The sequence below is a fragment of the Amycolatopsis sp. NPDC043889 genome (assembly GCF_056435645.1).
In genome coordinates, this window is record NZ_JBWKEC010000033.1 from 1 (window position 1) to 22,079 (window position 22,079).

Sequence of the window (22,079 nt, forward strand, 5' to 3'; positions counted from 1 at the left end):
GTGGGGGGGGGTACGTGGGGGGGGGGTTTGGGGGGGGGGTGGGGGGGGGTTTTTGGGTCCCCACCCAAACCCCCCCCCCACGACCCCCTCGCCGAACAGCGCAAATCACCAAGTCGGACACTGTCACCGCGGAAAAGTCCGTTATGAACAGTTGGAAGGTGCCTGGTCGGCGAGTCCCGCTCCTGCCGCCAACTCCGAATCGCCACTCACGACGCCGGTCAGTGGTCGATGGCGACCATCATCCGTGAATGCTTCGGCCGCTCGATCTCGTCGACCAGCGCGACCGCGAGGTCCGCGTAGGAGAACGGTCCCGCGTCCGCCGCGCGCGGCAGCACCCGGTGGTCCCCGCTGCGGTACGAGCCCGTGCGCTCGGCGTGTTCGTCGATCATCGCCGGCGGCGGCGCGATGACCACCCAGTCGAGCCCGCCGCCGGACGCACGGAAGACCTCCAGTTCCGCCGTGTGCCCGAGCGAGAACTCGCGGTGCTCGGGCGGCCGGCCCGGCTGGTCGTGGAAGGCGACGCCCGGAGCGATCTCCAGCGCCGACCCGACGCCGACGACGACCAGCCTCGCGACACCGGCCCGGCCGAGGCCGTCGATCAGCGCGTGCGCGGCGGCCGGGTAGTACTCGCGTGACGGAAGGTCCGCGCGGTAGATGGAACTGATCGCGGCGTCGTGCCCGGCGGCGGCCTTCGCGACGTCGTCCGCGACGGTGACGTCGGCGGCGATCAGGGTGACGTTGTCCCCGGCGAGATCCGGGTGGCGGCCGGGATCCCGCACGGCGGCGGTGACCTGGTGCCCGCGGCTCACGGCTTCGGCGACGGCGCGGCGCCCGCCGCGTCCACCCGCCCCGAAGATGACGATCCTGCTCATCGCGCTCCCTTTTCCGGTGCCGGCACCCGAGTACCGGCGGCGATCGCGATGCTAGGAGCGGCCCCCTCGGTTACCGCAACGAAACCGGCCCCGCGCGTTCTGGAGCCGTTCACCCGGATGGTGCTGGTGTATCGTCCCGGGATGCGTCACCTGGTACCCCATTCAGCCCTGAAAACCCTGAGCCGGTCGGCTCGCGGCACGCTCGGCCGGGGCCTGCACCGGCTCGCCCGCCGATTCCATGATCCTTATACCGAGGAACTGGAACGGGTCGCCGCGGAACTGCGGGAGGAGATCGTCCGCCAAGGGGATCGCTGTTTCGATCGGATCGTCGAGTTCGAAATCCGGAGCCGTCGCGACATCATCTACGCCGGTGACCAGGACGCGGCCAGGGACAGCAATCGTTTCGCCCGTGAGCATCTGACCGGGACCAAGCATTTCGCGCGTCCACAAGAGACTCTCGCGTACGCGCTTTCCCTTGCCCCGTCCGGGGGAATGGCCCTCGAATTCGGTGTCGCGAGCGGGAACACGCTGCGCGCGATCGCCAAGGCCCGCGGTGGTGTCGAGACCTACGGATTCGACTGGTTCCAGGGACTCCCGGAGAACTGGCTCAACGGGATGCCCGCCGGTTCGTTCGCGCGCGACGACCTGCCGGACGTCCCCGGAGCCGAACTCGTCGTCGGACTTTTCGCCGACACGCTTCCGGGTTTTCTCGAGCGGCACGAAGGCGTCGTCGATTTCCTTCACGTGGACGGCGATCTGTACAGCTCCGCGAAAACCGTACTCGATCTGGTGGGCCCGCGTCTGCGGTCCGGCAGCATCGTGCACTTCGACGAATTCTTCAACTACCCCGGCTGGCAGCGGCACGAGCACAAGGCGTGGCTGGAGTACGTCGAACGCACCGGCGTCGAATTCGAATACGTGGCCTACACCTACGCCGACAACCAGGTCACCGTCCGGATCGCCTAAAGCAGTTCGCGGACCTCGATCGTGCCGATCGCGGCCCACGGGTGGGTCTTCGCCGCCTCGACGGCTTGTTCGCGGCTGTCGCATTCGAGGATGTTGATTCCGCCGATCTGTTCCTTCGTCTCGGCGAACGGACCGTCCGTGAGCAGTGCCTCGCCGCCGCGGACACGGACGGTCGTCGCCGACTCGGGCGGGTGCAGTCCCATTCCGTTCACGCGCAGGCCGCGTCGCGTCATCTCTTCGCCCCAGGCGCGGCAGGGTTCGGTGATGTCGGTGGTGACCGCCGGATCGCCGGCGGTCCCGCAGAGCATGAGCAGGTAGCGCACCGCTCTTCCTAGTCGGTCAGTCCGTCTTCGTAGGCGCGCAGGGTATCGATGAACACGCGCCGTTCGGCCGGGGTCAACGGCGTGAGCGCCTTCTGCCAGGCGCGGGCGCCCTGCGCGAGCCAGCCGTCGATCGCGGGCCGCATCGGCTCGGCGATGGCGACGATCCGCCGCCGCCGGTCCGTCTCGTCCTCGCGCCGGTCGAGCACGTCCTTTTTGGTCAGTTCGCCGACCATCAGGCTCACCGTGGTCGGGGCGACCTCCAGGCGCTCGGCCAGCTCGTTCACCGTCATGGGCCCGTCGAAGAGCAGGTACGACAACAGTGACAGATGACGCGGAGCCAGCGACAGTGACTGGAGTTCTTCGGGGATCTTGATCCGCTTCGCGCGTCCGACCATCCGCGGCATGAGCAGCAGCAAAGCCCGCACGGCGTCGTCGACTTCCATGTCCTCGGTTGACACAGGGCACCCTCCTGGATACCTTTGCAGACAAAGAGACTTTGCTTGCAAAGCAAAATAGCTTTCACGATGATGCTACCTGGGGAGTACCGGTGCTGATGACCACCGCGGACGCCGAAACGGGGCGTCCCCGCACCACTCGTGTCGACTGCCGCCCGTCCGGGAGCCGGTACCTGGCGTTCGCGCCCGACGGCGATTCGCCTTGGTATCGCGACCTTCTGGTCAGTCCACAAGCGACACTCGAGATCGACGGCGTGCCGCATGCCGCGCGTGCCGTGCCGCTCGAAGGCGGGCAGCGGGGTTTCACGCTGCATCTCTTGGAAGTCGATGCCGCCCGCGGCCGGGCGATCGCCGACCAGCTGCTCGTCCATCACGGGGAGCTCCGCAAGACGCTGGCGGCCGCGCGGGCCGAACTCGACGGTGCGCCGGTCGCGGACCGGCGGAATCCGCGGCGCGAGCTGCTCGGCCATTGCGTGACCTTCTGCAACGACCTGCGCATGCATCATCTCCGCGAGGACGGCGCGTTCACCGCGATCGAGAAGGCCCATCCCGGGCTCGCGCCGGCGCTGAAGCGGTTGCGTCAGGAGCACGAAACCGTGTCCCGCGCACTGCGCGATCTCGATCAACTGCTGCTGCAGGGTAAGGGGAAGATCGAACGCGCCGTGCTGCGAGAGGAGTTCGAGCGCGTCGTGAAGGGACTCGAAGAGCACTTCGCCTACGAGGAGGCGAATCTGCTTCCCGCGCTCCGCGGTGACGGCGCGAGCTAGCCGCCGTTTTGTCACAGCTTGGGAACGAGCGTGGTGATCGAACTGCTGACCGAAGGCGCGTGTTGTGCACCTGGAACACGCGAGCGGGTTGCTCCGAGCGGGTGAGAGCCTTGGGACGGCCGGTGGGAAACACCGGTAACGAAGGTCCGTTCCTGGGCGACTGATCGTTGTCCGCACCGATCGGCGCGACGCCCCCGACCGGAATAGTGAGAACCGAATGAAGCTTCGAAGAGCCTCGATTCTGTCTCTGGTGGCCGCGGTGGCCACGATCATGCTCGTGACGCCCACCTCTGCTCTCGCCGCCCCGCCGACCAGCGCGGTGGAGGTCTCGCCGACAACAGTCCAACGTGGACAGACATTCACCGTGACGCAGACCGTCTACAACGCCGACGCGACGTCGACGATCGAGGGCGGCAAGGCGACGCTTTACGGAAAGGAATCCCCGCTCCCTGGGATCGTCGACCTGGTGTCCTGTCCCGGCGCGTTCGCCTGCGACATGCTCGGCGGCAGCATCCGCGGCGGCGTCGGCACCGTGACCCCCGGACAGAGCAAGACCGTGGTGTTCACCTTCCGGGTCAAGGACGACGCCCCGCTGGGCGATGTCACGCTGCAGCACCAGTTCGTCGGTGACAACTACAGCTTCGAGATCCTCGACGGCCCTGTGCTGACCATCACCGACACGCCGAGCACGGCCGACCTCGGGGTCACGCTGACCGCGTCCCCGCGCGGGCTCCTGACGTCGTCGATCGACTTCACGGTCAAGGTCACGAACGCGGGCCCGGCCGCGGCGTCCGGGATCCGGGTGGCGTCGACCCTCGGCGACGGGCTGCGCTTCACCGGCTCCCCGGCCTGCTCGAACCCGAGCGGCACGAAGGTCGTCAACTGTGACTTCTCGTCCCTCGCGTCCGGTGCCAGTGCCACGGCCAAGTTCTCGGTGGCGACCGGGCTGCTGACCGTCGGACCGGTCAAGACGACCGCGAAGATCACGCAGAGTTCCGTCGCCGACCCCAACGCGGCCAATGACACCGCGTCGGCGACCTGCACGGCGGTCACCGGGCTCCTCGTCAGCTGCTAGCACCCGGTGTCACATGGGCTGGGCGGGTCGTGAGTGGTAAGGACGGTTAGAACCGTCTTTACCACTCACGACCCCCAAGCCCGGCTCGCCACTCATGATCAGCGCAGGCGTTCGGCGCGGGTGTGGAGATAGCGCTGGTGCGGCAGGCTCGTGGCGCGCCGCGCGGCCTCCACATAGGACTCGACGGCTTCGGCGGTGTCTCCGGCCATCTCCAGCAGATGCGCGCGAGCGGCGTGGAACCGGTGGTCGCCGGAGATCCGGTCACCGAGCTCTTCCAACGCCGCCAAGCCTTCTCGCGGCCCTCGGGCCATTCCGACGGCGACGGCGTGGTTCAGCGCCACCACCGGATTGTCGGAGAGCCGCAGCAGAAGCCGGTACAGCGCCTCGATCTGCGGCCAGTCCGTCTCCTCGGCGTTCGGCGCCTCGTCGTGCAGCGCGGCGATGGCCGCCTGGATCTGGTACTGCCCGGTCGGCCCGTGCGGCAGCGCTTCGGACAGCAGCGCGACGCCCTCGGCGACGTACTCGGTGTTCCACCGGCCCCGGTCCTGTTCGGACATCGGGATCGGCGCGCCGTCCGGCCCCGTCCTCGCCGGACGGCGCGCGTCGGTCAGCAGCATCAGCGCGAGCAGCCCGGCGACCTCGCTGTCGTCCGGCAGCAGCCGATGGACGATCCTGGTCAGCCGGATGGCTTCGGCGGACAGGTCGTTCCGCACCAGATCGGGACCGGACGTGCTGGCGTATCCCTCGGTGAAGATCAGGTACAGCACGTGGAGCACCGCGTCGAGCCGTCCCGCTTCCGGCGGCATGCCGAACGGGACACCGCCGGCCTTGATGCCGGCCTTCGCGCGGCTGATCCGCCGGGTCATCGTCGCTTCGGGGACCAGGAACGCGCGGGCGATCTCCGCGGTGGTGAGGCCACCGACCGCGCGCAGGGTCAGCGCGATCTGCGACGCGGGCGACAGGGACGGGTGGCAGCACAGGAAGAGCAGGACGAGCGTGTCGTCCGAGTCGGCGGCACGCCGGTCCGCGGCGGGGGCGAGGTGCTCCTCCGGCAAGGTGCGCTGGACGACGGTGTCCTCGCGACGGCGCCGCGCCTGCTCGGCACGCAGGAGGTCGGTCAGCCTCCGTGAGGCGACCGTGATGAGCCACGCGCGCGGATTCTCGGGCAGCCCTTCGGTAGGCCATTGCGTCGCGGCCGCGAGCAGCGCCTCCTGCGTCGCGTCCTCCGCCAGGTCGAAGTGACCGTAGCGGCGGACGACGGCTCCGAGGACCTGCGGCGACAGCTCGCGCAGCAGATCCTCGACGCCGCTGTCCGGCACCTAGAGCTCCAGTTCTTCGAAGCTGTCGGCGCACGGCCGGATGTCGACGTACCAGTCGCGGCCGAGGTCGCTGCCTTCCGGATGCGGGGTGGCCGCCAGCCGGGCCGCGATCTCGGTCGCGCGGTCGTAGCTCACGCAGTCGACGGTCGTGTACCCGACCAGGACCTCCTGCGTCTCGGCGTACGGCCCGTCCGTCACCACGAGCGCGCCGTCCCGCAGGGAGACGCGGCGCGCGTGCGTCGGCTGGGAGAGGCCCTGAGCGTCGACGAACTCGCCGGACTCGACCAGGTCGTTGTTCCACTTGCTCATGAACTCGTGCAGGGCCTTGACTTCGTCGGCACTCCAGGCGCCGGCGATGTCGACGAGGTCCTTCTGCGACCCGAACATCATGATCATGTACTTCATGGTTCTCTCCTCTCGGCGGGCACCGCTCCGGTGCCTTCTGCCGGGGACGTCGGAGCCGCCGGACAGGACCGGACATGGTCCGCCGAGGATTCTTCCTCAGCCGCGGTCGGCCGCGGTGTTCATCGCGTCGGCGGGTTCCAGGGTCCGCCCACCGGTGATCTTGGCGTAGAGGTGCTCGCCGCCCAGGACCGGCGGATACTTCGGCGGGTTTTCGGCGGACTGGCAGGTCGGAAGGCATTCGAACCGGGCGTCGTGGTCGCCGTCGAAGAAGAACGCCACGCTTCGCCGCCGTGACGGCCCCGGCCCGGACGGCGGCACGACCCGGTGCAGGGTGGAGCGCCAGCGGTCGTTGGTCCATTGCGCGGTGAGGTCGCCCAGGTTCACCACCAGCGCGTCCTCGGCGGGGACGACGTCGTGCCAGGCGCCGTCGGGACCGTGGATCTGCAGCCCGGGGACGGGGTCGGCGTAGAGGACGGTGACGATGCCGTAATCGGTGTGCGCGCCGAGCCGCATCTGGCCCGGCAGGGGCTCGGGCGCTCCGGCGCGGCGCTCGAAGTGATTCACCCGCAAGGTGCGTGTCGGGTGCCGGGTGTACGCGCCGAGGTAGCCGTCGGGAGCCCGAGTGCCTTCTCGAAGATCTCCAGCAGCACTCGCGCGACCCGGTGCGCTTCGTCGGCGTACGCGGTGAGCGCGGGACGCAGGTTCTCCGGCAGCTCGGGCCAGATGTTGGGGGCGAAGAAGCCATAGGGGTCCTCGCCGTCGATGTGCTCCGCGCCGATGACGAACGATTCCGACAGGTCGGGTGGCGTCGTCTCACCGAGGCTGTACGCCAGCCCTTCGGTGCCTTCGGCCGCGTACCCGCGATCCGAGGCGCGGTCGGCCGGCGCGGATCGGAGCTTCTCCTCGACAGGGAGCGCGAAGAAGGCTGCGGTCGCTTTCCGCATGTCGTCGATCGTCGTCCGCGGGATGCCGTGCCCGACGACCTGCAGGAACCCGACGCGGCTCAAGGCCTCGTCGACGGCGTGCGCGAGCCGAGTGCGGTCGCCGTCGTGCCAGGTGCTCAGGTCGACCGTCGGTACGAGAGTCATGGAGCGACGGTAACCAGGTCCGCGCCGGTGATCACCGGGTCGCGGTCATCCGATCGGGCGATCTGCGCTGCCCGATCGGCCCGCGCAGGTTCACCGAGCACAACAGTCCGAGGATCAGCGCGCCGACGGGAAGGAGGAAAGCGGCCTTGACCCCGTCCGTGAGCGCGGCGCCGGTGACCTGCGCGGCGAGTTCCCGTGCCTGGGCCGCGATCTCGGACGGCAGATCCAGGGGGACCTCGGGAGTGCCGCCGAACTCGCCGGCGGCGACCTCCGCCCCGGCCTCCCCGGTGAAACCGTCGACGAAACGCTGCCGGAACTCGGCGGGCAACGCCGCCGCCGCTTCGTTCGCCCGCGCCGTCATCGAGGCGCCCGCCCGCGCCTGCACCAGGACTCCGACGGCCGCGCCGCCGAGCACCCCGCCGACCTGGCGCGCGGTGTTGAAGATGCCCGACGCGCTGCCGACCAGCGAACGCTCGACGGAGTTGAGGGTCACGTTGTTCATCGGCGAGAAGGTGAACCCGACCCCGAGACCGCAGAGCAGCAGTCCGGGGAGCAGGGCCTGCGGCGAACTCGCCGGGATGATCACCAGCGAGACGAGGCACAGGCCGCCGCTCAACGAGAGCAGCCCGAACGCCAGCAGGTACTTGGGATTCACCCGGTCCGAGAGCCTGCCCGCGAACGGCGCGACGCCGCCGGACACCACGGCGAGCGGCGCGATGAGCAGCCCGGCGTCGGCCGGGGACAGGCCGAGCACCGACTGGACGTAGATGACGAACAGCAGAAGCATGCCGGTCATCGTGAAACCGACCGTCACCGCGGCCGCGGCACCCAGCGAGAAGTCGCGGTGGCGGAAGATCCGCAACGGCAGTAGCGGTTCGCGGCGGTTGGCCCGTTGCCACAGGACGAAACCGCCCAGCAGCAGCACCCCTGCCCCGATGACCTCGAAGGCCGTTCCCCAGCCGTAGGTCTGTCCATTTTGGATACCGAAGACGACGCAAACGAGACCCGCGCCGAAGAGCAGGATTCCGGGAACGTCGAAGCGGTGCGAATTCCCCGGCCGCCAGTCGGGGACGAGGACGACGGTGAGCGCCAGCGCGATCAGCCCGACCGGGACGTTCGCGAAGAAGATCCATTCCCAGCCGAGATGGTCGACGAGCACACCGCCCAGTACCGGGCCGGCGATCATGGCGAGCCCCGCCACACTGCCCCAGGCGCCCATCGCCGGGCCGCGTTCGTCCGGCGGGAACAGATGCGTGATGAAGGCCGTGGTCTGCGGGGTCATCAACGCGGCACCGAGGCCCTGCACCGCGCGGGCGGCGATCAGCGTCTCGACGTCACCGGAAAGCCCGCACCAGAGCGACGCCGCGGTGAACACCAGCAGCCCGGCGACGAAGACGCGCTTCGGCCCGAAACGGTCGCCCAGCCTGCCGGCGGGCAGGATCGGGACGGCGTAGGCGAGCAGGTACACGCTGGTCACCCAGATCACCGCGGTCAGCTCGGTGCCGAGTTCGCGCACCATCGACGGCACCGCGATGTTCACGATGCTGATGTCGAGCATGACCATGAAGAAACCCAGGCACAGTGCGAAAAGCGCCGGCCAGGGCCGGGTCCGCTTCGCCATCCGTCCTCCTGTTCCGGCGCTGGAAGGGGCGGACGACGAGCAGGGCCGCTCGCCGTCCGCCCGGGGTCATCCTGCTTGCGTGACCATTTCGACGACGTTCGCCACGGGGGCCCAGACGCTGTCCGGACGACCGATTCCCTGATACGAAAGCCCGGTCCGCGCCACGGTGTTCGGGTCGAGCAGGTTCCGGGTGTCGATGACGGACCGGCCGTGGAGCCGGTCGGCGATCCGCCCCCAGTCGAGGGCACGGAACTCCGGCCACTCGGTCAGCAGCACGACCGCCGCCGCCCCGTTCGCCGCGTGATAGGCGGTCCCGGCGATCCGCACGTCGTCCGTCACGCCCGCCACCGGCGCGTGGACGCTGGGGTCGTAGCCGGTCAGTACAGCGCCTTCGGCGGCCAGCAGTGCCGCGATCGCCAGCGACGGGGAATCCCGCAGATCGTCCGTCCCGGCCTTGAACGTCAAGCCGAGCAGGCCGATCCGGACGCCGGCGAGGTCGCCGCCAACGGCCTTGCGCACCTTGTCGACCACGAGTTCCTGCTGCTTCACGTTGGTTTCGATCGCCGCTCGCAGCAGGGCGAAATCGCTGCCCGCCGATTCCGCGGTGCGCAGCAGCGCGAAAGTGTCCTTCGGCAGGCAAGAGCCGCCCCAGCCCGGGCCCGGTCGCAGGAACGACTTGCCGATCCGCTCGTCGTAACCCATCCCGGTCGTCACGTCGTCGATACTCGCGTCGAGGTACTCGCACAGTTCGGCGACGGTGTTCACAAAGGACAGACGCGTCGCGAGGTAGCAGTTGGACGCGTACTTGATCATCTCCGCGCTCGCGGAATCGGTCACCAGCACGGAGGTGTCGAGCTGCTCGTACAACTCGGCGACCCGGCGGGCGGGGACCGGGTCACGGTCGGCCGAACCGACCACGATCCGGTCGGGGTTCAGGAAGTCGTAGACCGCGAACCCTTCGCGCAGGAACTCGGGATTGGACACGACCGCCACGTCCGGGCGATCGATCAGGTCCGCGACGCGGGCCGCCGTGCCGACGGGGACCGTCGACTTGTTCACCACGACGCAGCCGGGCGGCAGCAGATCCCGCACCTCGGCCACAACGGATTCCAAAGTGGACAGATCCGCCGCGCCGCTCGCGCCCATCGGGGTCGGCACGCAGAGGATCACGATATCCGCCGCGGCCGCCGCCGCGCTCGCGCCGAGGACGAACCGCAGCCGCCCGGACGCCAGCCCGTCCACCACGAGTTCGCAGATCCCCGGTTCCCTGATGGTCGCCTCACCGCGCCGCAGCGCGTCGACCTTCTCCTGGTCGACGTCCGCGCAGACGACGCGGTGTCCCAAGGACGAGAGGCACGCGGCCGTGGTCAGTCCGACGTAGCCCGCGCCGATGACGGCGACCTCTGCCCCCATAGTTGCACCCATTCCCTTACCCTCCAGTTATCGAGGTCATCGGGCAGCACGGAGCCGCGCTGCCCGATGACCTCGCGAGATACGGATTTTCAGCAGGACGAACCGTGAGTCACTTGGCGTGCGGGATGGCCCTGATGCCCTCGTACGGGGTCTCCCTGCCGAGGTAGTCCACCGTTTCGAACAGGCCGATGGCGTCCATCGGGTAGCGGGCGCCCGCCTCCGCCGCGAAGACGCACGGAAGGATCTGCTTCCGCTCCGAGGCGGCGGCCTGGCCACCCTTGCGGATGTGCTTGTGGGTGTGGATCAGGATCGGCATGTAGCCGCCGCCGAGGAACGAACCCGCCTGCAGCACCGCCCCGCCGACGCAGTCGATCACGCAGCCCTTGCCGAGGATCGCGTCGCGGCCCTGGTAGTAGTACGAAGGCGTGGCGAGCGTGCCGTGCTCCACATGGAACACGCCCGCCGACAGACCGATGATCGAGCGGCCGCAGGTGCGCAGCACCGAGCGGTAGAAGTCGACCAGGATCGGCCGCACGGTGGTGTCCGGAAGCGAGAATTCCCCGCACATCAGAGTGATGCGCACCAGTTCCGCGAGGGTGAGGCCGGAACCGTGCTCCCCGGGGAATTCCTGGTCCCACGGCACGAGGTAGTCCGACGCCGCCACCATGCTCGTCCCGACGTCTTCGAGGATGAGCCGCTCCGCCTCGCCGACCGGTTCCGACGGCAGGACACCGTTCGCGAGGATCCGCACGGCGAGCATATGCCTGCTCTCCAGCGTTTTCGCGCGGCTGGCCGCGATCAGGAGGTTGAGCCTGCCGGTCACCGTTTCGGGGATGTCGAAGAGGTGGTCGATGCCGTCGGTGGGGACGGCGATCTTCGCCTGCAATTCCCGGGCGGGCAGCGGTTCGTAGGAGTCGACGACCTCTTGGAGGGCGCCGGCGTACTCGCCCGTGCCGATCCGTACGAGCTTTTCCGCGGCCAAAGCCCGGTAGTCGTAAGGGATCGAGGTCGACGTCGACAGCACGACGTCGGCGAGCAGGGCGCGATACCGGTCGTCGTCCAGCGACGACGCGGCCAGCTCCAAGGACAGGTAAGGGGATTCGTCGCCGGGGCCGTGGATCCAGCTCGCGGTGAAGGGTGCCTCGAACCGGCACGCCTTCGCGAACAGCGCGCGGGCGGCGTCGTCGTTCTTGATCTGGCCGGTGACCTCGGCCAGTGCCACTTCACGTTCCGAGACTTCGGGCAACATGTCCTTGGCCGGCCGCAACAGTGTCGAAAGATCCTCGATGCTTCGCGTCATGCTTCGCTCCCAATTCGTGCGAACTTCTCGTTTTCCGTTGTCTGCGGGAAGGTTCCGGTGAACATCGCCGAACCCAGCGCGGCGAGGAACCGGTGCTCGGCGGGGCGGACCACCGTGGTGCCCTCGTCGAGGTGCCGCAAAAGGTCCAGCTGGGTCAGAAGCGCCTCCTTGAAATGGTTGACGGCGATCAGGAAATGGCGCGCCGGAGCGGCGGTGTTCCGGATGTGGACGGCGTGGATGTTCTTGTGGTCGGGATCCGCGCCGAAGAACGGTTCGAAGACCAGGGTGACGTGCTTCCCGGAGAAGAGTTCGACGTCCGCGAACCGATACCGGAACTCGGACCCGTACGGGATCGCCGATGGGGCGATGAATTCCCTCGAAACCCGTTCCGGGAAAGCGAATCCGGCCAGTTCGGGGAAGGCGATGGCGCCGGTCGACGACGTGTAGAGCTCGATCTCCGGGATGCCGGGCGCCGTGGTCCGCACCCGCATCTCCGGTGTCACCGAAGACGGCACCGTGCGCAGATACGTCCGGTATTCCGAGGCGGGAAGGATCGCTCGCAGGATGCTCAACATGTGGAAGCCCTCATAGCCGGCTTCGCCGTATCGGGTGTCGACGAACCTGCCGTTCGCGACGTCGAATTCCCGGTTCTTGGTGAATTCGACGGTGATCTTCCTGAGCGGATCGGAGCCGGCGAGGTCCCGCGCCGACGCCGCGAAGCGCTGTACGGCTTCGCTGTGCGAATACACGTCGTTGACGATGATCCGGGCACGGGGGTGGCGCCGGACCGTGCGACCGAGACCGGCGAGGTCGTCCGGGTAGCAGGCCGGTTTCTCCAGCAGGACACGGGCATCGGGTTGCCGCCGCAGGATCTCGTCGACGACCTCGAGATGGGTCGCCGTCGGGGTGGCGACCACCCAGGCGTCGACCGACGAGGGATCGGGAACCTGCTCCACCCGCTCCCAGTCCGCGCCGTCGCCGAGGTCCACGGTGCCGATCCGGTGCCCCGCCTGTCCGTAACACGCGGCGTACAGCGAGCCGATCTTGCCGAGCCCGACGATCACGATCTTCTTCTCAGCCAGCGGCGGTGCCGACACGGGCTTCCCCTCCTCGCGACCGGATGGCGTGACGGGCGGCGGACGTGCCCGCCGCCCGGCCCAGCACGGCGCCGGCCATCAGGCCGGTGCCGCCCGGATAGCCCTGGTCGTAAAGGCCGCCGACGATCACGCCCGCCGCGTAGAGACCGCTGATCGGTTCGCCGCCGCCGCGCACCTCGGCGTCCGGGGTCACGGACAACCCGCCGTAGGTGAACGTCAGCCCGCAGACCACCGGGACGAACAGGAACGGAGGCGTGTCGAGACGTTTCTCCGCCTGGCCGTCGTGCAGCCGCTGGACTTCGGCGGTCAGGTTCGCCGCGTCGATGCCGAGCCGCCGGGCGCCTTCTTCGAGCGAGGAGACGGACACCGACGCCGGGTCGCCGACGTAGCCCTTCGGGAGCGCGCCCGCCGAGACGACCTTGTCGTCGAAGATCTGAAAGGCGATCTTTCCGGGCTGTTCCTGGATCTTCTGGCCCAGCGTGACGTAGGTGAGGTTGCTGTAGCCGCCGGATTCGTCGAAGAACCGGCGCCCGTCCCGGTTGACCACGACGCCCAGCGGGTAGGCGTAGCGGGCGAGGCCGTGGGATTTGTGCATCTGCCCCGGCAGCATGTGGTCGGGCAGGTTGATGCCCTGCGGTGTGGTGTGGCACTTTTCCCAGTTGCCCGCGGTGTCGGCGCCGAGGTCGACGGCCGCCGCCAGCGGGGCGCCTTCGTTGAACGGAACACCGCGCAGCTTCACTTCCCGCCACTCCACGCCGAGGTGGCGTTCACGCAGCCGGGTGTTCGCCTCGAAACCGGCCGATGCCAGCACCAGCGCGTCGGCGAGCATCGGGAACGCGGGACCGGAACCGTGGAGCAGATACCGGTCGCCGGCGGTCTTCTCGAAACCGGTGACCGCGCTGTCGTAGAAGACCGTTCCACCGAGCTGTTCGAACCGCGCGAAGTTCCGGTCCTGGAGGCTCTGGCCGCCGCCGTCGAGGACGATCGGCACGTCACCGGGCAGCGGCGTCGGTCTCGGGGCCCAGCGCTGCCCGAAGTCGCGCATCCAAGTGATCGTGTCCGTCGAACGGCGGACGATCGATTCGATGAGGGCGACGTCCACCTGGTCGCCGGACACCGCCAGCCAATCGGCTAGGTACTGCTCGTCGGCGTACCCGGTCCGGCCCGCCAAGATCTCGTCGACCCGGCCCTTGTCCGCCTCCCGTAACAGGGAGGCGATGAAAGGGCTTCCCGGCCACGAGAAACGCATGGTCCTGGTCAGGGAACTGTTCCCGCCGCGTAATTGTTCCGGCGCGGCTTCGAGGACGCTGACCGCCGTCGCGCCCGCCTGTAGTGCGGCTATTCCCGCGCAGAGGCCCGCATTACCGGCGCCGACGACGACTACCTGCCTTTCGGCGACGGTATTTCGACCGTTATCCATCAACAACGCTCCACAAATCCGATGTTCGCCAATTCAGGGACGACCGAGTTCGAACGAGACCGCGACGTACCGCCGGAGGGCATTTCGAAGGGTTATGCCCTCGAACGGGCGCCGAACAGTCGGTTCACTGCGGGAATCGCAGCTTTCACTCCTCGCGTGTGCTCAGATGTGCGGCGCACGAGGGTCTTTCTTCGGAATCAGCGCATCGCCCGCCCCATACGGGCGATGTCGGCGTCATCCGGTCTTCAGTGCGGAGATTTCAGTGGACGCCTTCCGAGATGAACCAGGAGTTTCCGCCGGGTTCACCGTCGCCCTTGACGATGATCATGCGGATGCCTCTGGTTTGCTCATTTTCTTCGGCCCGGCTTTCCCGGGCCTCCCCAGTTTCGATCGGCGGTGAGGCCGACTGGGGCCAGCCTGACTTCCTGACCAGCGCAGGGGCAACCTTCGGCCAGTTCGGCCTTGTTCGAAATCGTTCGAGTGGTCCGAACAGCTGTTTCCGGCGCCGCTGAATGGCGGTATCGCGGCTGAGATCGGCTCAGACAATCTAGAGCGATGATCGTTGATGAGGGGGGCGACGACGGGAAGTCGCCGGCGACGGTTCACCCGCCGGACTCGACGGCTTCACCGGCTGAGTTCACAGCAGCACTGCGTGTATTGAGAACATGGTCCGGATTGACCTATCGACAGTTGGCCGGTCGGGCGAAAGAACTCGGGGGAACACTTCCGGCGAGTACGGTCGCGACCACTCTCGGCCGCACCACACTCCCTCGCGAATCGTTCGTCGAGACGTTCACGCGCGCGTGCGGGCTGAACGACGAAGAGGTACGGCGGTGGCTCGACGCCCGGACCCGGATCGCGATGGGGACTCCGCCGCGGCCCGCCGACGAGACGAAGGTGGAAGCCGTCCCCCCGCCGCCGGAGCCCGAGCCGGAGCCGGAACCTCGACCCCGACGGCGCTGGCGCGCGCCGATGATCGTGGCCGCGATCGTGACCATCGTCATCGTAGGGACCTTGGGATATCTGACGCGGTCCTTCGGCGCGTCCTCGAAGGCCAAGGAAACCGCGGCCGTGGTGCCGGGGCTGGACGTCCGGGAAGTGGGCAGCTGGGCGCAGATCCGCCCCGCCCGGTCTCCCGAGTTCTGTCTCGCCGAAGGGCAGGATCGGACCGGGCTCTATTCCGGTGCCATCGTCGCCCAGCAGATCTGCGGTGGTGACGCGGCACCACGCCTGTTCATCGATCCTGTCGGGGAAGAGAACGCCGTGCAGTTCCAGTGGCACCATCCGGAGACCGGGGTCGGCTGCCTCACGGTCGTGAACGAAGGGCTCGGGCACGACCTGATCGAGTCCCGCGACGACTGCGACGACGATGGTATGGACCAGTTGTTCACCATCGCCCCCTTGGATCCGGCGGAGCCGGGACGGTTCGTCATCCGGCCCGTCGGCACCAGCCAGTGTCTGGGCCTGCGCGACCTGGACACCGTCGCGGGTACGGAGGTGGTCCGGGAGCGTTGTTCCGGCGCGCCCGACCAGACGTTCCTCATCGATCTGATCCCGCCGCCGTGATCGGCGTGCCGGGGTGGTGTTTCGGGTCAGGTCGTGAAGGCCTCCTTGCCTACCCTGACGGTAGTGAAGGAGGCCTTCACTACCGTCAGAGTCGCCGCTCTCGTCCCAGGTGCACCAGCGGCCACAGCGGGCACGGCGGCCGCGCGTGAAGGCCCCCTTCCCGCGGCTCAGCCGAGGAAACTCGACCTTCACACCTTGCCGAGTACATGAAGGCCCCCTTTCCTTGCGCCAGGCGCAAGGAAAGGGGGCCTTCATGTACTTCAGGCGGGCGGGCGCCGGTGACTCGTTCGGTGCCCACTGTGACGAACCCCTATGTCTTGAAGGCTTCTTTGAAGACATCCAGCGTCTCAAAGGGGGCCTTCAGGACATGCCCACGTCCGTGAAGGCCTCCTTGCCTACCTTGAGGGTAGGGAAGGAGGCCTTCACGGAGCGGCCCCGAACGCGCCTCCCGTGATCACTCCACGAGAAAGGTGGCGGAGCCGGGAACCGAAGACGACCTTTCGACGACTTGTGGGGCTGAATCGTGCGGCCCGGCGAGCGGAGAGAGATGCACTGGTACGAGGACGACGACCTGTGGGTCGGCTTCGCGGACGTGATGTTCCCGCCCAGCCGGGCTGAGGAGGCCGAACGCCTGACGGCCACGTCACCGCTGCTCGAAGTCGCCGACGGCACGAAGGTGCTCGATCTGGCGTGCGGCCCGGCGATCCACGTCGTGCCGCTGGCGAAGAAGGGCGCCGACGTGACGGGCGTCGACCTCAACCCGGCGATGCTCGAACGCGCTCGCGAAGCCTGCGAAAACGCGGGAGTCGCCGCGAAGCTGATCCAGGCCGACATGCTCGAATACACCGAGCCCGCCGCGTACGACCTGATCATCAACATGTACACGTCGTTCGGCTACTTCACCGAGCCCGGCGACAACCTCACGGTGCTGCGAAACGCCTACGCCAGTCTCGCGCCCGGCGGCAGGCTGCTGGTCGACGTACTCGGCAAGGAGGTGCTGGCCGGCTGGGTAGGTCGCCCCAAGGCGGTCGACGTCGACGGCGGGACGGTGTTCATGCGCGACACCATTCTCGACGACTGGACCCGGCTCAGGACCGAGTGGACCCTGGTCCGCGACGGCGAGGCGAAGCAGGCGTCGATCCTTTCCTTCTTGTACAGCGCCGCGGAACTGAAGGCGCTGTTCGAGACGGCGGGCTTCACCGGCGTCGAGTGCTTCGGGGACTTCGACGGCTCGCCGTACGACAACCACGCGCGCCGCCTGATCGTGCGTGGTGGACGTGACGGCTGAACCTCTCCGCCTCTTCGCGGAACCGGACGACGACACCACACGCCCGCTCCGGCTCACCGGCCCGGTGATCCTGCTGTCGGTCGCGCTCCTGATCTCGCTGATCGCGGGCATCGCGCTCGGCCCGTCGAACGTCGCGCTCACGGATGTCCTGCGCTACTTGGGAAAGGCGATCACCGGCGGAACCATCACCGGCGATGAGGTCACCGGGTACTCGATCGTCTGGCAGGTCCGCACCCCGCGGGTGCTGCTGGCGGCCGTGGTCGGCGCGGGGCTCGCGGTGGTCGGCGTCGCGGTACAGGCGCTGGTCCGCAACGCCCTCGCCGATCCGTTCGTGCTCGGGATCTCGTCGGGCGCCTCCGTCGGTGCCGCCGCCGTCGTGGTGTTCGGCCTGTTCGCCGGGCTCGGCGTGCTGGCGCTGTCGACGGCCGCCTTCCTCGGCGCGCTGGGCGCGACGGCGATCGTCTATCTCGCCGCCCGCGGCAAATTCGGCCTGACGCCGTTGCGTCTCGTGCTCACCGGGGTCGCGCTCACGTATGCCTTCCAGGCCGTGATGAGCGTGCTCGTCTACCTGTCGCCGAACGGCCAGGCCGCGCAGACCGTGCTGTTCTGGTTGCTCGGCAGCCTCGGCGCGGCGACGTGGGCCTCCCTTCCGCTGGCCGCGCTCGGGGTGGCCGTCGCCGTCGTGGTCCTGCTGCGCTACGGCACCGCGCTCGACGTCCTGTCCATGGGCGACGAGACCGCGATGAGCCTCGGTACCGACGCGGCCGCGCTGCGCCGCTGGCTCTTCCTGCTCACCGCGGTCGTCACCGGCTTGCTGGTGGCGGTCAGCGGCTCGATCGGGTTCGTCGGGCTGGTCCTGCCGCATGTGGTGCGGATGATCGCCGGTTCGGGGCACCGCCGGGTGCTGGCGCTCGCGCCGTTGGTGGGCGCGGTCTTCCTCGTGTGGGTCGACCTGCTCGCCCGCACGCTCGTCGCCCCCGAGGAACTTCCGCTCGGCGTGATCACCGCGCTCATCGGCGTTCCGGTGTTCCTCGTCGTCATGCGGCGCCGCGGCTACGCGTTCGGAGGTCGCTGATGCTGTCGTTGCGCGAACTTTCCGTCGAGGTGGCCGGGTCGGCGCTGATCCGCGAGCTGTGCCTGGACGTCGGCGCGGGCGAGGTCGTCGGCCTTCTCGGCCCCAACGGCAGCGGCAAGTCGACGGCGTTGCGCTGCGTCTACCGGGCGTTGTCGCCGTCCGGCGGCGCGGTCCTGCTCGACGGGACCGACCTCGCCGAACAGGGTCTGCGCGACACCGCCCGCCGGATCGCCGTGCTCACCCAGGACAGCCGGGCCGATCTGGACTTCACCGTCGAGGAGGTCGTCGCGCTCGGGCGGTCGCCGCATCAGCGCGGCAATCTCCGGCTGTCGGCCCGCGAACGCACGCTGTGCCGGGAAGCGTTGCGGCGGATGGACATCACCCATCTCGCCCAGCGCAGTGTGCTGACGCTGTCGGGTGGCGAACGGCAGCGGGTCCTGGTGGCGAGGGCGCTCGTGCAGGAACCGGAGGTGCTGGTCCTCGACGAGCCGACCAACCATCTCGACGTCCGCCACCAGGTGGAACTGCTGAAGTTCCTGCGCGACTGCGGGCTCACCGTGCTCGTCGCGCTGCACGACCTCAATCTCGCCGCCGCCGTCTGTCACCGGATCGCGTTGCTGCGCGGCGGATCGCTCGCCGCCTGCGGGACCCCGGCCGAAGTGCTCACCCCCGGAACGGTCCGCGCCGTGTTCGGCGTCGAGGTCACCCAGGTGACCCACCCCGTGACCGGGGCGCTCCAACTGCTGTACGACCTTCCCGCCGATGAAACCGAGGGGATCACACGATGAAGCCGTCCAGGGTGACCGCGCTCTTCGCCGCGGCGCTGCTCCTGAGCGCCTGCGGTGCCCAGGTCGAGGCCGGACCGACCGCGCCGGCACAGGCCACGGTGACCAATTGCGGTGCGCAGGTCGCCTTCCCGGCGCCGCAACGTCCCGTCGCCTACGACGTTTCGGGTGCCGAGAAGATGTTCGCGCTCGGGCTCGCCGGCCGCATGCGCGGCTACGTGATGAATTCGCTGGGCGACCCGTCGATCGCCGGTTCGCCGTGGAAGGACGACTACGCCAAGGTCGAACGCCTCGGCACCTCGCGGGTCACCCGAGAGATCCTGGTCGACGCCAAGGCGGACTGGGTGATCGCGGGCTGGAACTCCGGGTTCAGCGAGGAACGCGGGATCACCCCGAAACTGCTGGAGCAGGTCGGTATCCGGAGTTACCTGCACACCGAGACCTGCTGGGAATATCCGACGGCGAAGCAGGAGGTGGCGCCGCTCGAAGCGCTCTACACCGACCTGCGCAATCTCGGCGACATCTTCGGTGTCCGCCAGCGGGCCGACGAGCTGGTCACGGAACTCAAGGGGCGCTTCGACAAGGTCCGCGCCGGAGCACCGAAGACACCGCCGGCCAAGGTGTTCGTCTACGACTCCGGCACCGACCAGCCGTTCACGTCCGGAAAACACGCCGCTCCCGACGACATCATCGACGCCGCCGGCGGGACGAACGTCTTCCGCGATCTGCCGGACGGCTGGGGGAGTGTCGGCTGGGAAGCCGTGGTCAAGACCGAACCCGAGGTGATCGTCGTGGTGGACTACGCCGACCAGCCCGCGCAGGACAAGATCGCGTTCATCAAATCCGCGCCGCAGCTGAAGAACACGCCCGCCGTGCGCGACAACCGGTTCCACGTCATCTCGTACGGGGACCTCGTGAGCGGCCCGCGTAACGCGGCGGGCGCCGAGTCGCTGGCCGCTTATCTGCGCTCGATCGGCCGGTGACCGCGATGTCCGCGCTGGTCCACGAACACGTCACCGACGCGATCAAGACGCCCGCGTTGATCCGGCTCGAACCGAACATCGTGCTGATCCGCTTCGAGACCCTGAAGGTCTACGCGGCGCTCGGCGCGGTCCGGTCGCTGCTCGCCGATGGCACTGTCCGAAAAGGACAGACGCTGATCGACAGCTCCAGTGGGATCTACGCGCTCGCGCTGGCGATGGCCTGTCATCGTTACGGCCTGCGCTGCCATATCGTCGCGTCGACCACCGTCGACCTCACCATGCGGTCGCAGCTGGAGATCCTGGGTGCGACAGTGGACCAGATGCCGCCATCGGACGACCTCCGCCTCGACCAGCGGCGCCGCGTCGCGCGCGTGCATGAACTGCTGGAACGGCATCCGGGCATGCACTGGATGCGCCAGTACCACGATCCCGTGCATTACCTGGGCTACGCCGAGGTCGCCGATCTCGTCGCCCGCGCGCTGCCGTCCGGGCCGCTCACCGTCGTCGGCAGTGTGGGCACCGGCGCGTCGACCGGCGGGATCGCGCGCTCGCTGCGCGAACGCGATCCGGACGTCCGCCTGACCGGCGTCCAGCCGTTCGGCAGTGTCACCTTCGGCAGCGAACGGTTCAGCGATCCGGACGCGATCATCGCGGGTATCGGCTCCGCCATCCCGTTCGGCAACGTGGACCACGAACTGTACGACCGGATCCACTGGCTGGACTTCGCGCACGCCATGGCCGCGACCATCGGCCTCATGCGTGAGCACGCCGTATTCGCCGGGCTTTCCACCGGTGCGGCGTATCTCGTCGCGGGCTGGGAGGCGGCGCGGAATCCGGAGCGGACCCATGTCGTGATCGGCGCGGACACCGGGCACCGTTACACCGCAAGGGTTTTCGCCCGGCATCGGGAAGCCGTCGACCCGGCGGGCCTCGCGCCGCGCGAGATCGCCTCCCTGGACGAGCTCGCCCTGCCGTGGGCGGCGATGGACTGGAGACGCCGCCGATTCGGGTTACCCGCACAGCCGCTGTACCGGAAGGAGCGGGTTTCGTGACCGTCGTCCTGTTGGAAGCACTCACCTTCGGCCTGGGCAGGCTCGCCGACGCGGCGGCGGAGGCCGGGCGGAAACTGGTGCTGTTCACCGGAAATCGCGACATCTACCGCTACGAACTCGGCACGCTCGGGCCGGACCGGGTCGAGGTCGTCGACATCGACACCACCGACATCGCGGCCTGTGAGACCGCGTCGCGCGCCATCCCGGACCTCGCCGGGATCATCAACTCGACCGACACGTGGGCACTGCCCGGCGCGGAACTCACCGCCCGGCTCGGCCTGCCCGGCCCGGACGCGGCCGCCGTGCGGGTGCTACGGGACAAGGGCGCGGTGCGCGACCGGCTGTACGAACACGGGCTCACCCGCGGCAGGCCGGTGCCGGTCATGGTCGCCGAAGAGCTCGGGTTTCCTTTGGTGGTCAAGGATTCTTCGGGAACGTCGTCGCGGGGCGTCTGGCTCGTCCGCGATCAGGCCGAACTCGAACGAGCCAGACTCGAGGCGAAGACCACGCCGCTCAAGGGGCATCTGATCGCCGAGCCGTATTTCGCCGGCCCGCTCTACAGCGCGGAAACCGTGACCTGGCAGGGAAGGACCCGGCTGCTCGGGATCCTCTCCCGTCAGCTGTCGCCCGAGCCGGTGCGGCGTGAGGAAGCCGCCGCGTTCCCGGTGGCCTTCCCCGCGGCCGAGTACGCGGGCTTGGCGGACTGGATCGGCAGGGTGCTCAAGGCCGCCGGACACGAGCAGGGCTTCGCGCACACCGAATTCGTGCTCACCGCCGACGGCCCGGAGGTCGTCGAGATCAACATCCGGATCGGCGGGGCGATGCTCGGCGAGGCCTTGTGCCGGTCGCTGGGCACCAACGTCTATTCCGCGATGATCGCCATGGCGCTGGGCGAGGAACCCGCCTTGCTCACCCAGGAAGTCGGTGGGGGACCCGGGATCGGGTTCGTCTTGGCATACCCGGCCGCGGAAGGCGTGCTGAAGGGATGGTCGGGGCTCGACAAGCTGCCCGGCCTGCCCGGTTCGCCGGAGTGGTATCCGACGGCGAGCCCCGGCGACGAGATCCGGCACCTCGCGGATCAGCGGTCGTGCACCGGGATCGTCCTTGCCGAAGGGCCGACGGCGGAGCTGGCGTTGCATCGCGCGCTGGCCGCGGCGGGCGGGATCACGCCGGAGATCGATTCTTGAGAGTTCTCTCAGATGGATAGCT

Annotated in this window: 22 protein-coding genes; 10 read left to right on the forward strand and 12 right to left on the reverse strand. The window is 68.7% G+C overall.

All coding sequences use genetic code 11. The annotated features are described in order from the left end of the window. Positions 1 to 218: 218 nt before the first annotated feature. Positions 219 to 872, reverse strand: a complete 654-nt coding sequence (locus tag AC0685_RS36405) for an NAD(P)-dependent oxidoreductase (protein ID WP_478229625.1) — start codon at positions 870 to 872, stop codon at positions 219 to 221. A gap of 141 nt (positions 873 to 1,013) precedes the next feature. On the opposite strand from AC0685_RS36405, the gene AC0685_RS36410 reads away from it, so the two are divergent. Then, entirely contained in the window at positions 1,014 to 1,838 is an 825-nt protein-coding gene (locus AC0685_RS36410; RefSeq protein ID WP_478229626.1) for a class I SAM-dependent methyltransferase, read from the forward strand. Here AC0685_RS36410 and AC0685_RS36415 read toward each other — a convergent pair. Both AC0685_RS36415 and AC0685_RS36420 read right to left on the reverse strand, forming a co-directional pair. After that, positions 1,835 to 2,161, reverse strand: a complete 327-nt coding sequence (locus AC0685_RS36415; RefSeq protein ID WP_478229627.1) for a YciI family protein — start codon at positions 2,159 to 2,161, stop codon at positions 1,835 to 1,837. The two genes, AC0685_RS36410 and AC0685_RS36415, sit on opposite strands and share 4 nt — an antisense overlap. A gap of 8 nt (positions 2,162 to 2,169) precedes the next feature. Then, positions 2,170 to 2,604 carry a MarR family transcriptional regulator gene (locus AC0685_RS36420; RefSeq protein ID WP_340688756.1) on the reverse strand — a complete coding sequence of 145 codons (435 nt, stop codon included), beginning with the start codon at positions 2,602 to 2,604 and terminating at the stop codon, positions 2,170 to 2,172. 110 nt (positions 2,605 to 2,714) lie between these two features. Here AC0685_RS36420 and AC0685_RS36425 point away from each other — a divergent pair, with 110 nt between their 5' ends. Beyond that, the gene (locus tag AC0685_RS36425) at positions 2,715 to 3,383 is read left to right on the forward strand and encodes a nitroreductase/quinone reductase family protein (protein ID WP_478229704.1); all 669 of its coding nucleotides are present in this window, start codon (positions 2,715 to 2,717) and stop codon (positions 3,381 to 3,383) included. A gap of 217 nt (positions 3,384 to 3,600) precedes the next feature. Then, positions 3,601 to 4,458 carry a hypothetical protein gene (locus AC0685_RS36430; protein ID WP_478229628.1) on the forward strand — a complete coding sequence of 286 codons (858 nt, stop codon included), beginning with the start codon at positions 3,601 to 3,603 and terminating at the stop codon, positions 4,456 to 4,458. Positions 4,459 to 4,556: 98 nt separating this feature from the next. Here AC0685_RS36430 and AC0685_RS36435 read toward each other — a convergent pair whose 3' ends face one another. From AC0685_RS36435 to AC0685_RS36475, 9 genes are all read right to left on the reverse strand, one after another. Next, a complete protein-coding gene (locus AC0685_RS36435; protein ID WP_478229629.1) occupies positions 4,557 to 5,777 on the reverse strand; it encodes an RNA polymerase sigma factor in 1,221 nt (406 codons plus the stop codon). Further along, positions 5,778 to 6,182: a YciI family protein gene (locus AC0685_RS36440; protein WP_478229630.1), complete on the reverse strand. Its 405-nt coding sequence runs from the start codon at positions 6,180 to 6,182 to the stop codon at positions 5,778 to 5,780. It lies immediately after the preceding gene. A gap of 96 nt (positions 6,183 to 6,278) precedes the next feature. Further along, a complete protein-coding gene (locus AC0685_RS36445; protein WP_478229631.1) occupies positions 6,279 to 6,746 on the reverse strand; it encodes a 2OG-Fe(II) oxygenase family protein in 468 nt (155 codons plus the stop codon). Then, positions 6,743 to 7,270, reverse strand: coding sequence for a 2-oxoglutarate and iron-dependent oxygenase domain-containing protein (locus AC0685_RS36450; protein WP_478229632.1), 528 nt, complete (start codon positions 7,268 to 7,270; stop codon positions 6,743 to 6,745). The genes AC0685_RS36445 and AC0685_RS36450 overlap by 4 nt, the downstream gene beginning before the upstream one ends. Before the next feature lie 31 nt (positions 7,271 to 7,301). Further along, on the reverse strand, positions 7,302 to 8,891 hold the full coding sequence (locus tag AC0685_RS36455) for a DHA2 family efflux MFS transporter permease subunit (protein WP_478229633.1): 1,590 nt from the start codon (positions 8,889 to 8,891) through the stop codon (positions 7,302 to 7,304). Positions 8,892 to 8,957: 66 nt separating this feature from the next. Next, positions 8,958 to 10,304 carry a UDP-glucose dehydrogenase family protein gene (locus AC0685_RS36460; RefSeq protein ID WP_478229634.1) on the reverse strand — a complete coding sequence of 449 codons (1,347 nt, stop codon included), beginning with the start codon at positions 10,302 to 10,304 and terminating at the stop codon, positions 8,958 to 8,960. A 109-nt stretch (positions 10,305 to 10,413) separates the two neighbouring features. Then, a complete protein-coding gene (locus AC0685_RS36465; protein ID WP_478229635.1) occupies positions 10,414 to 11,604 on the reverse strand; it encodes a hypothetical protein in 1,191 nt (396 codons plus the stop codon). Continuing rightward, positions 11,601 to 12,701: a Gfo/Idh/MocA family oxidoreductase gene (locus AC0685_RS36470; protein WP_478229636.1), complete on the reverse strand. Its 1,101-nt coding sequence runs from the start codon at positions 12,699 to 12,701 to the stop codon at positions 11,601 to 11,603. Before AC0685_RS36470 ends, AC0685_RS36465 begins: the two co-directional genes overlap by 4 nt. Continuing rightward, positions 12,679 to 14,121, reverse strand: a complete 1,443-nt coding sequence (locus AC0685_RS36475; protein ID WP_478229637.1) for an FAD-dependent oxidoreductase — start codon at positions 14,119 to 14,121, stop codon at positions 12,679 to 12,681. Before AC0685_RS36475 ends, AC0685_RS36470 begins: the two co-directional genes overlap by 23 nt. A gap of 555 nt (positions 14,122 to 14,676) precedes the next feature. Here AC0685_RS36475 and AC0685_RS36480 point away from each other — a divergent pair. The 7 genes from AC0685_RS36480 (at position 14,677) to AC0685_RS36510 (ending at position 22,057) form a co-directional block, all read left to right on the forward strand. Next, positions 14,677 to 15,687 carry a helix-turn-helix domain-containing protein gene (locus AC0685_RS36480; RefSeq protein WP_478229638.1) on the forward strand — a complete coding sequence of 337 codons (1,011 nt, stop codon included), beginning with the start codon at positions 14,677 to 14,679 and terminating at the stop codon, positions 15,685 to 15,687. Between the two features lie 547 nt (positions 15,688 to 16,234). After that, a complete protein-coding gene (locus AC0685_RS36485) occupies positions 16,235 to 16,975 on the forward strand; it encodes a class I SAM-dependent methyltransferase (protein WP_478229639.1) in 741 nt (246 codons plus the stop codon). Beyond that, a complete protein-coding gene (locus AC0685_RS36490) occupies positions 16,956 to 18,050 on the forward strand; it encodes a FecCD family ABC transporter permease (RefSeq protein WP_478229640.1) in 1,095 nt (364 codons plus the stop codon). Before AC0685_RS36485 ends, AC0685_RS36490 begins: the two co-directional genes overlap by 20 nt. Beyond that, positions 18,050 to 18,838 (forward strand): ABC transporter ATP-binding protein, encoded by a 789-nt coding sequence (locus tag AC0685_RS36495; RefSeq protein WP_478229641.1) that lies wholly within the window; start codon positions 18,050 to 18,052, stop codon positions 18,836 to 18,838. The genes AC0685_RS36490 and AC0685_RS36495 overlap by 1 nt, the downstream gene beginning before the upstream one ends. Next, positions 18,835 to 19,818, forward strand: a complete 984-nt coding sequence (locus tag AC0685_RS36500; RefSeq protein ID WP_478229642.1) for an ABC transporter substrate-binding protein — start codon at positions 18,835 to 18,837, stop codon at positions 19,816 to 19,818. The genes AC0685_RS36495 and AC0685_RS36500 overlap by 4 nt, the downstream gene beginning before the upstream one ends. After that, on the forward strand, positions 19,815 to 20,870 hold the full coding sequence (locus AC0685_RS36505) for a cysteine synthase family protein (protein WP_478229643.1): 1,056 nt from the start codon (positions 19,815 to 19,817) through the stop codon (positions 20,868 to 20,870). The genes AC0685_RS36500 and AC0685_RS36505 overlap by 4 nt, the downstream gene beginning before the upstream one ends. Further along, positions 20,867 to 22,057, forward strand: a complete 1,191-nt coding sequence (locus AC0685_RS36510; RefSeq protein ID WP_478229644.1) for an ATP-grasp domain-containing protein — start codon at positions 20,867 to 20,869, stop codon at positions 22,055 to 22,057. Before AC0685_RS36505 ends, AC0685_RS36510 begins: the two co-directional genes overlap by 4 nt. The last annotated feature ends 22 nt before the right edge of the window (positions 22,058 to 22,079 follow it).

What these genes read in the sequence shown, in the direction of transcription:
- AC0685_RS36405 (WP_478229625.1), bottom strand. Translation starts at nt 872, where the DNA reads ATGAGCAGGATCGTCATCTTCGGGGCGGGTGGACGCGGCGGGCGCCGC.
- AC0685_RS36410 (WP_478229626.1), top strand. Translation starts at nt 1,014, where the DNA reads ATGCGTCACCTGGTACCCCATTCAGCCCTGAAAACCCTGAGCCGGTCG.
- AC0685_RS36420 (WP_340688756.1), bottom strand. Translation starts at nt 2,604, where the DNA reads ATGGAAGTCGACGACGCCGTGCGGGCTTTGCTGCTGCTCATGCCGCGG.
- AC0685_RS36425 (WP_478229704.1), top strand. Translation starts at nt 2,715, where the DNA reads ATGACCACCGCGGACGCCGAAACGGGGCGTCCCCGCACCACTCGTGTC.
- AC0685_RS36430 (WP_478229628.1), top strand. Translation starts at nt 3,601, where the DNA reads ATGAAGCTTCGAAGAGCCTCGATTCTGTCTCTGGTGGCCGCGGTGGCC.
- AC0685_RS36440 (WP_478229630.1), bottom strand. Translation starts at nt 6,182, where the DNA reads ATGAAGTACATGATCATGATGTTCGGGTCGCAGAAGGACCTCGTCGAC.
- AC0685_RS36450 (WP_478229632.1), bottom strand. Translation starts at nt 7,270, where the DNA reads ATGACTCTCGTACCGACGGTCGACCTGAGCACCTGGCACGACGGCGAC.
- AC0685_RS36455 (WP_478229633.1), bottom strand. Translation starts at nt 8,891, where the DNA reads ATGGCGAAGCGGACCCGGCCCTGGCCGGCGCTTTTCGCACTGTGCCTG.
- AC0685_RS36460 (WP_478229634.1), bottom strand. Translation starts at nt 10,304, where the DNA reads ATGGGGGCAGAGGTCGCCGTCATCGGCGCGGGCTACGTCGGACTGACC.
- AC0685_RS36465 (WP_478229635.1), bottom strand. Translation starts at nt 11,604, where the DNA reads ATGACGCGAAGCATCGAGGATCTTTCGACACTGTTGCGGCCGGCCAAG.
- AC0685_RS36475 (WP_478229637.1), bottom strand. Translation starts at nt 14,121, where the DNA reads ATGGATAACGGTCGAAATACCGTCGCCGAAAGGCAGGTAGTCGTCGTC.
- AC0685_RS36480 (WP_478229638.1), top strand. Translation starts at nt 14,677, where the DNA reads ATGATCGTTGATGAGGGGGGCGACGACGGGAAGTCGCCGGCGACGGTT.
- AC0685_RS36485 (WP_478229639.1), top strand. Translation starts at nt 16,235, where the DNA reads ATGCACTGGTACGAGGACGACGACCTGTGGGTCGGCTTCGCGGACGTG.
- AC0685_RS36495 (WP_478229641.1), top strand. Translation starts at nt 18,050, where the DNA reads ATGCTGTCGTTGCGCGAACTTTCCGTCGAGGTGGCCGGGTCGGCGCTG.
- AC0685_RS36500 (WP_478229642.1), top strand. Translation starts at nt 18,835, where the DNA reads ATGAAGCCGTCCAGGGTGACCGCGCTCTTCGCCGCGGCGCTGCTCCTG.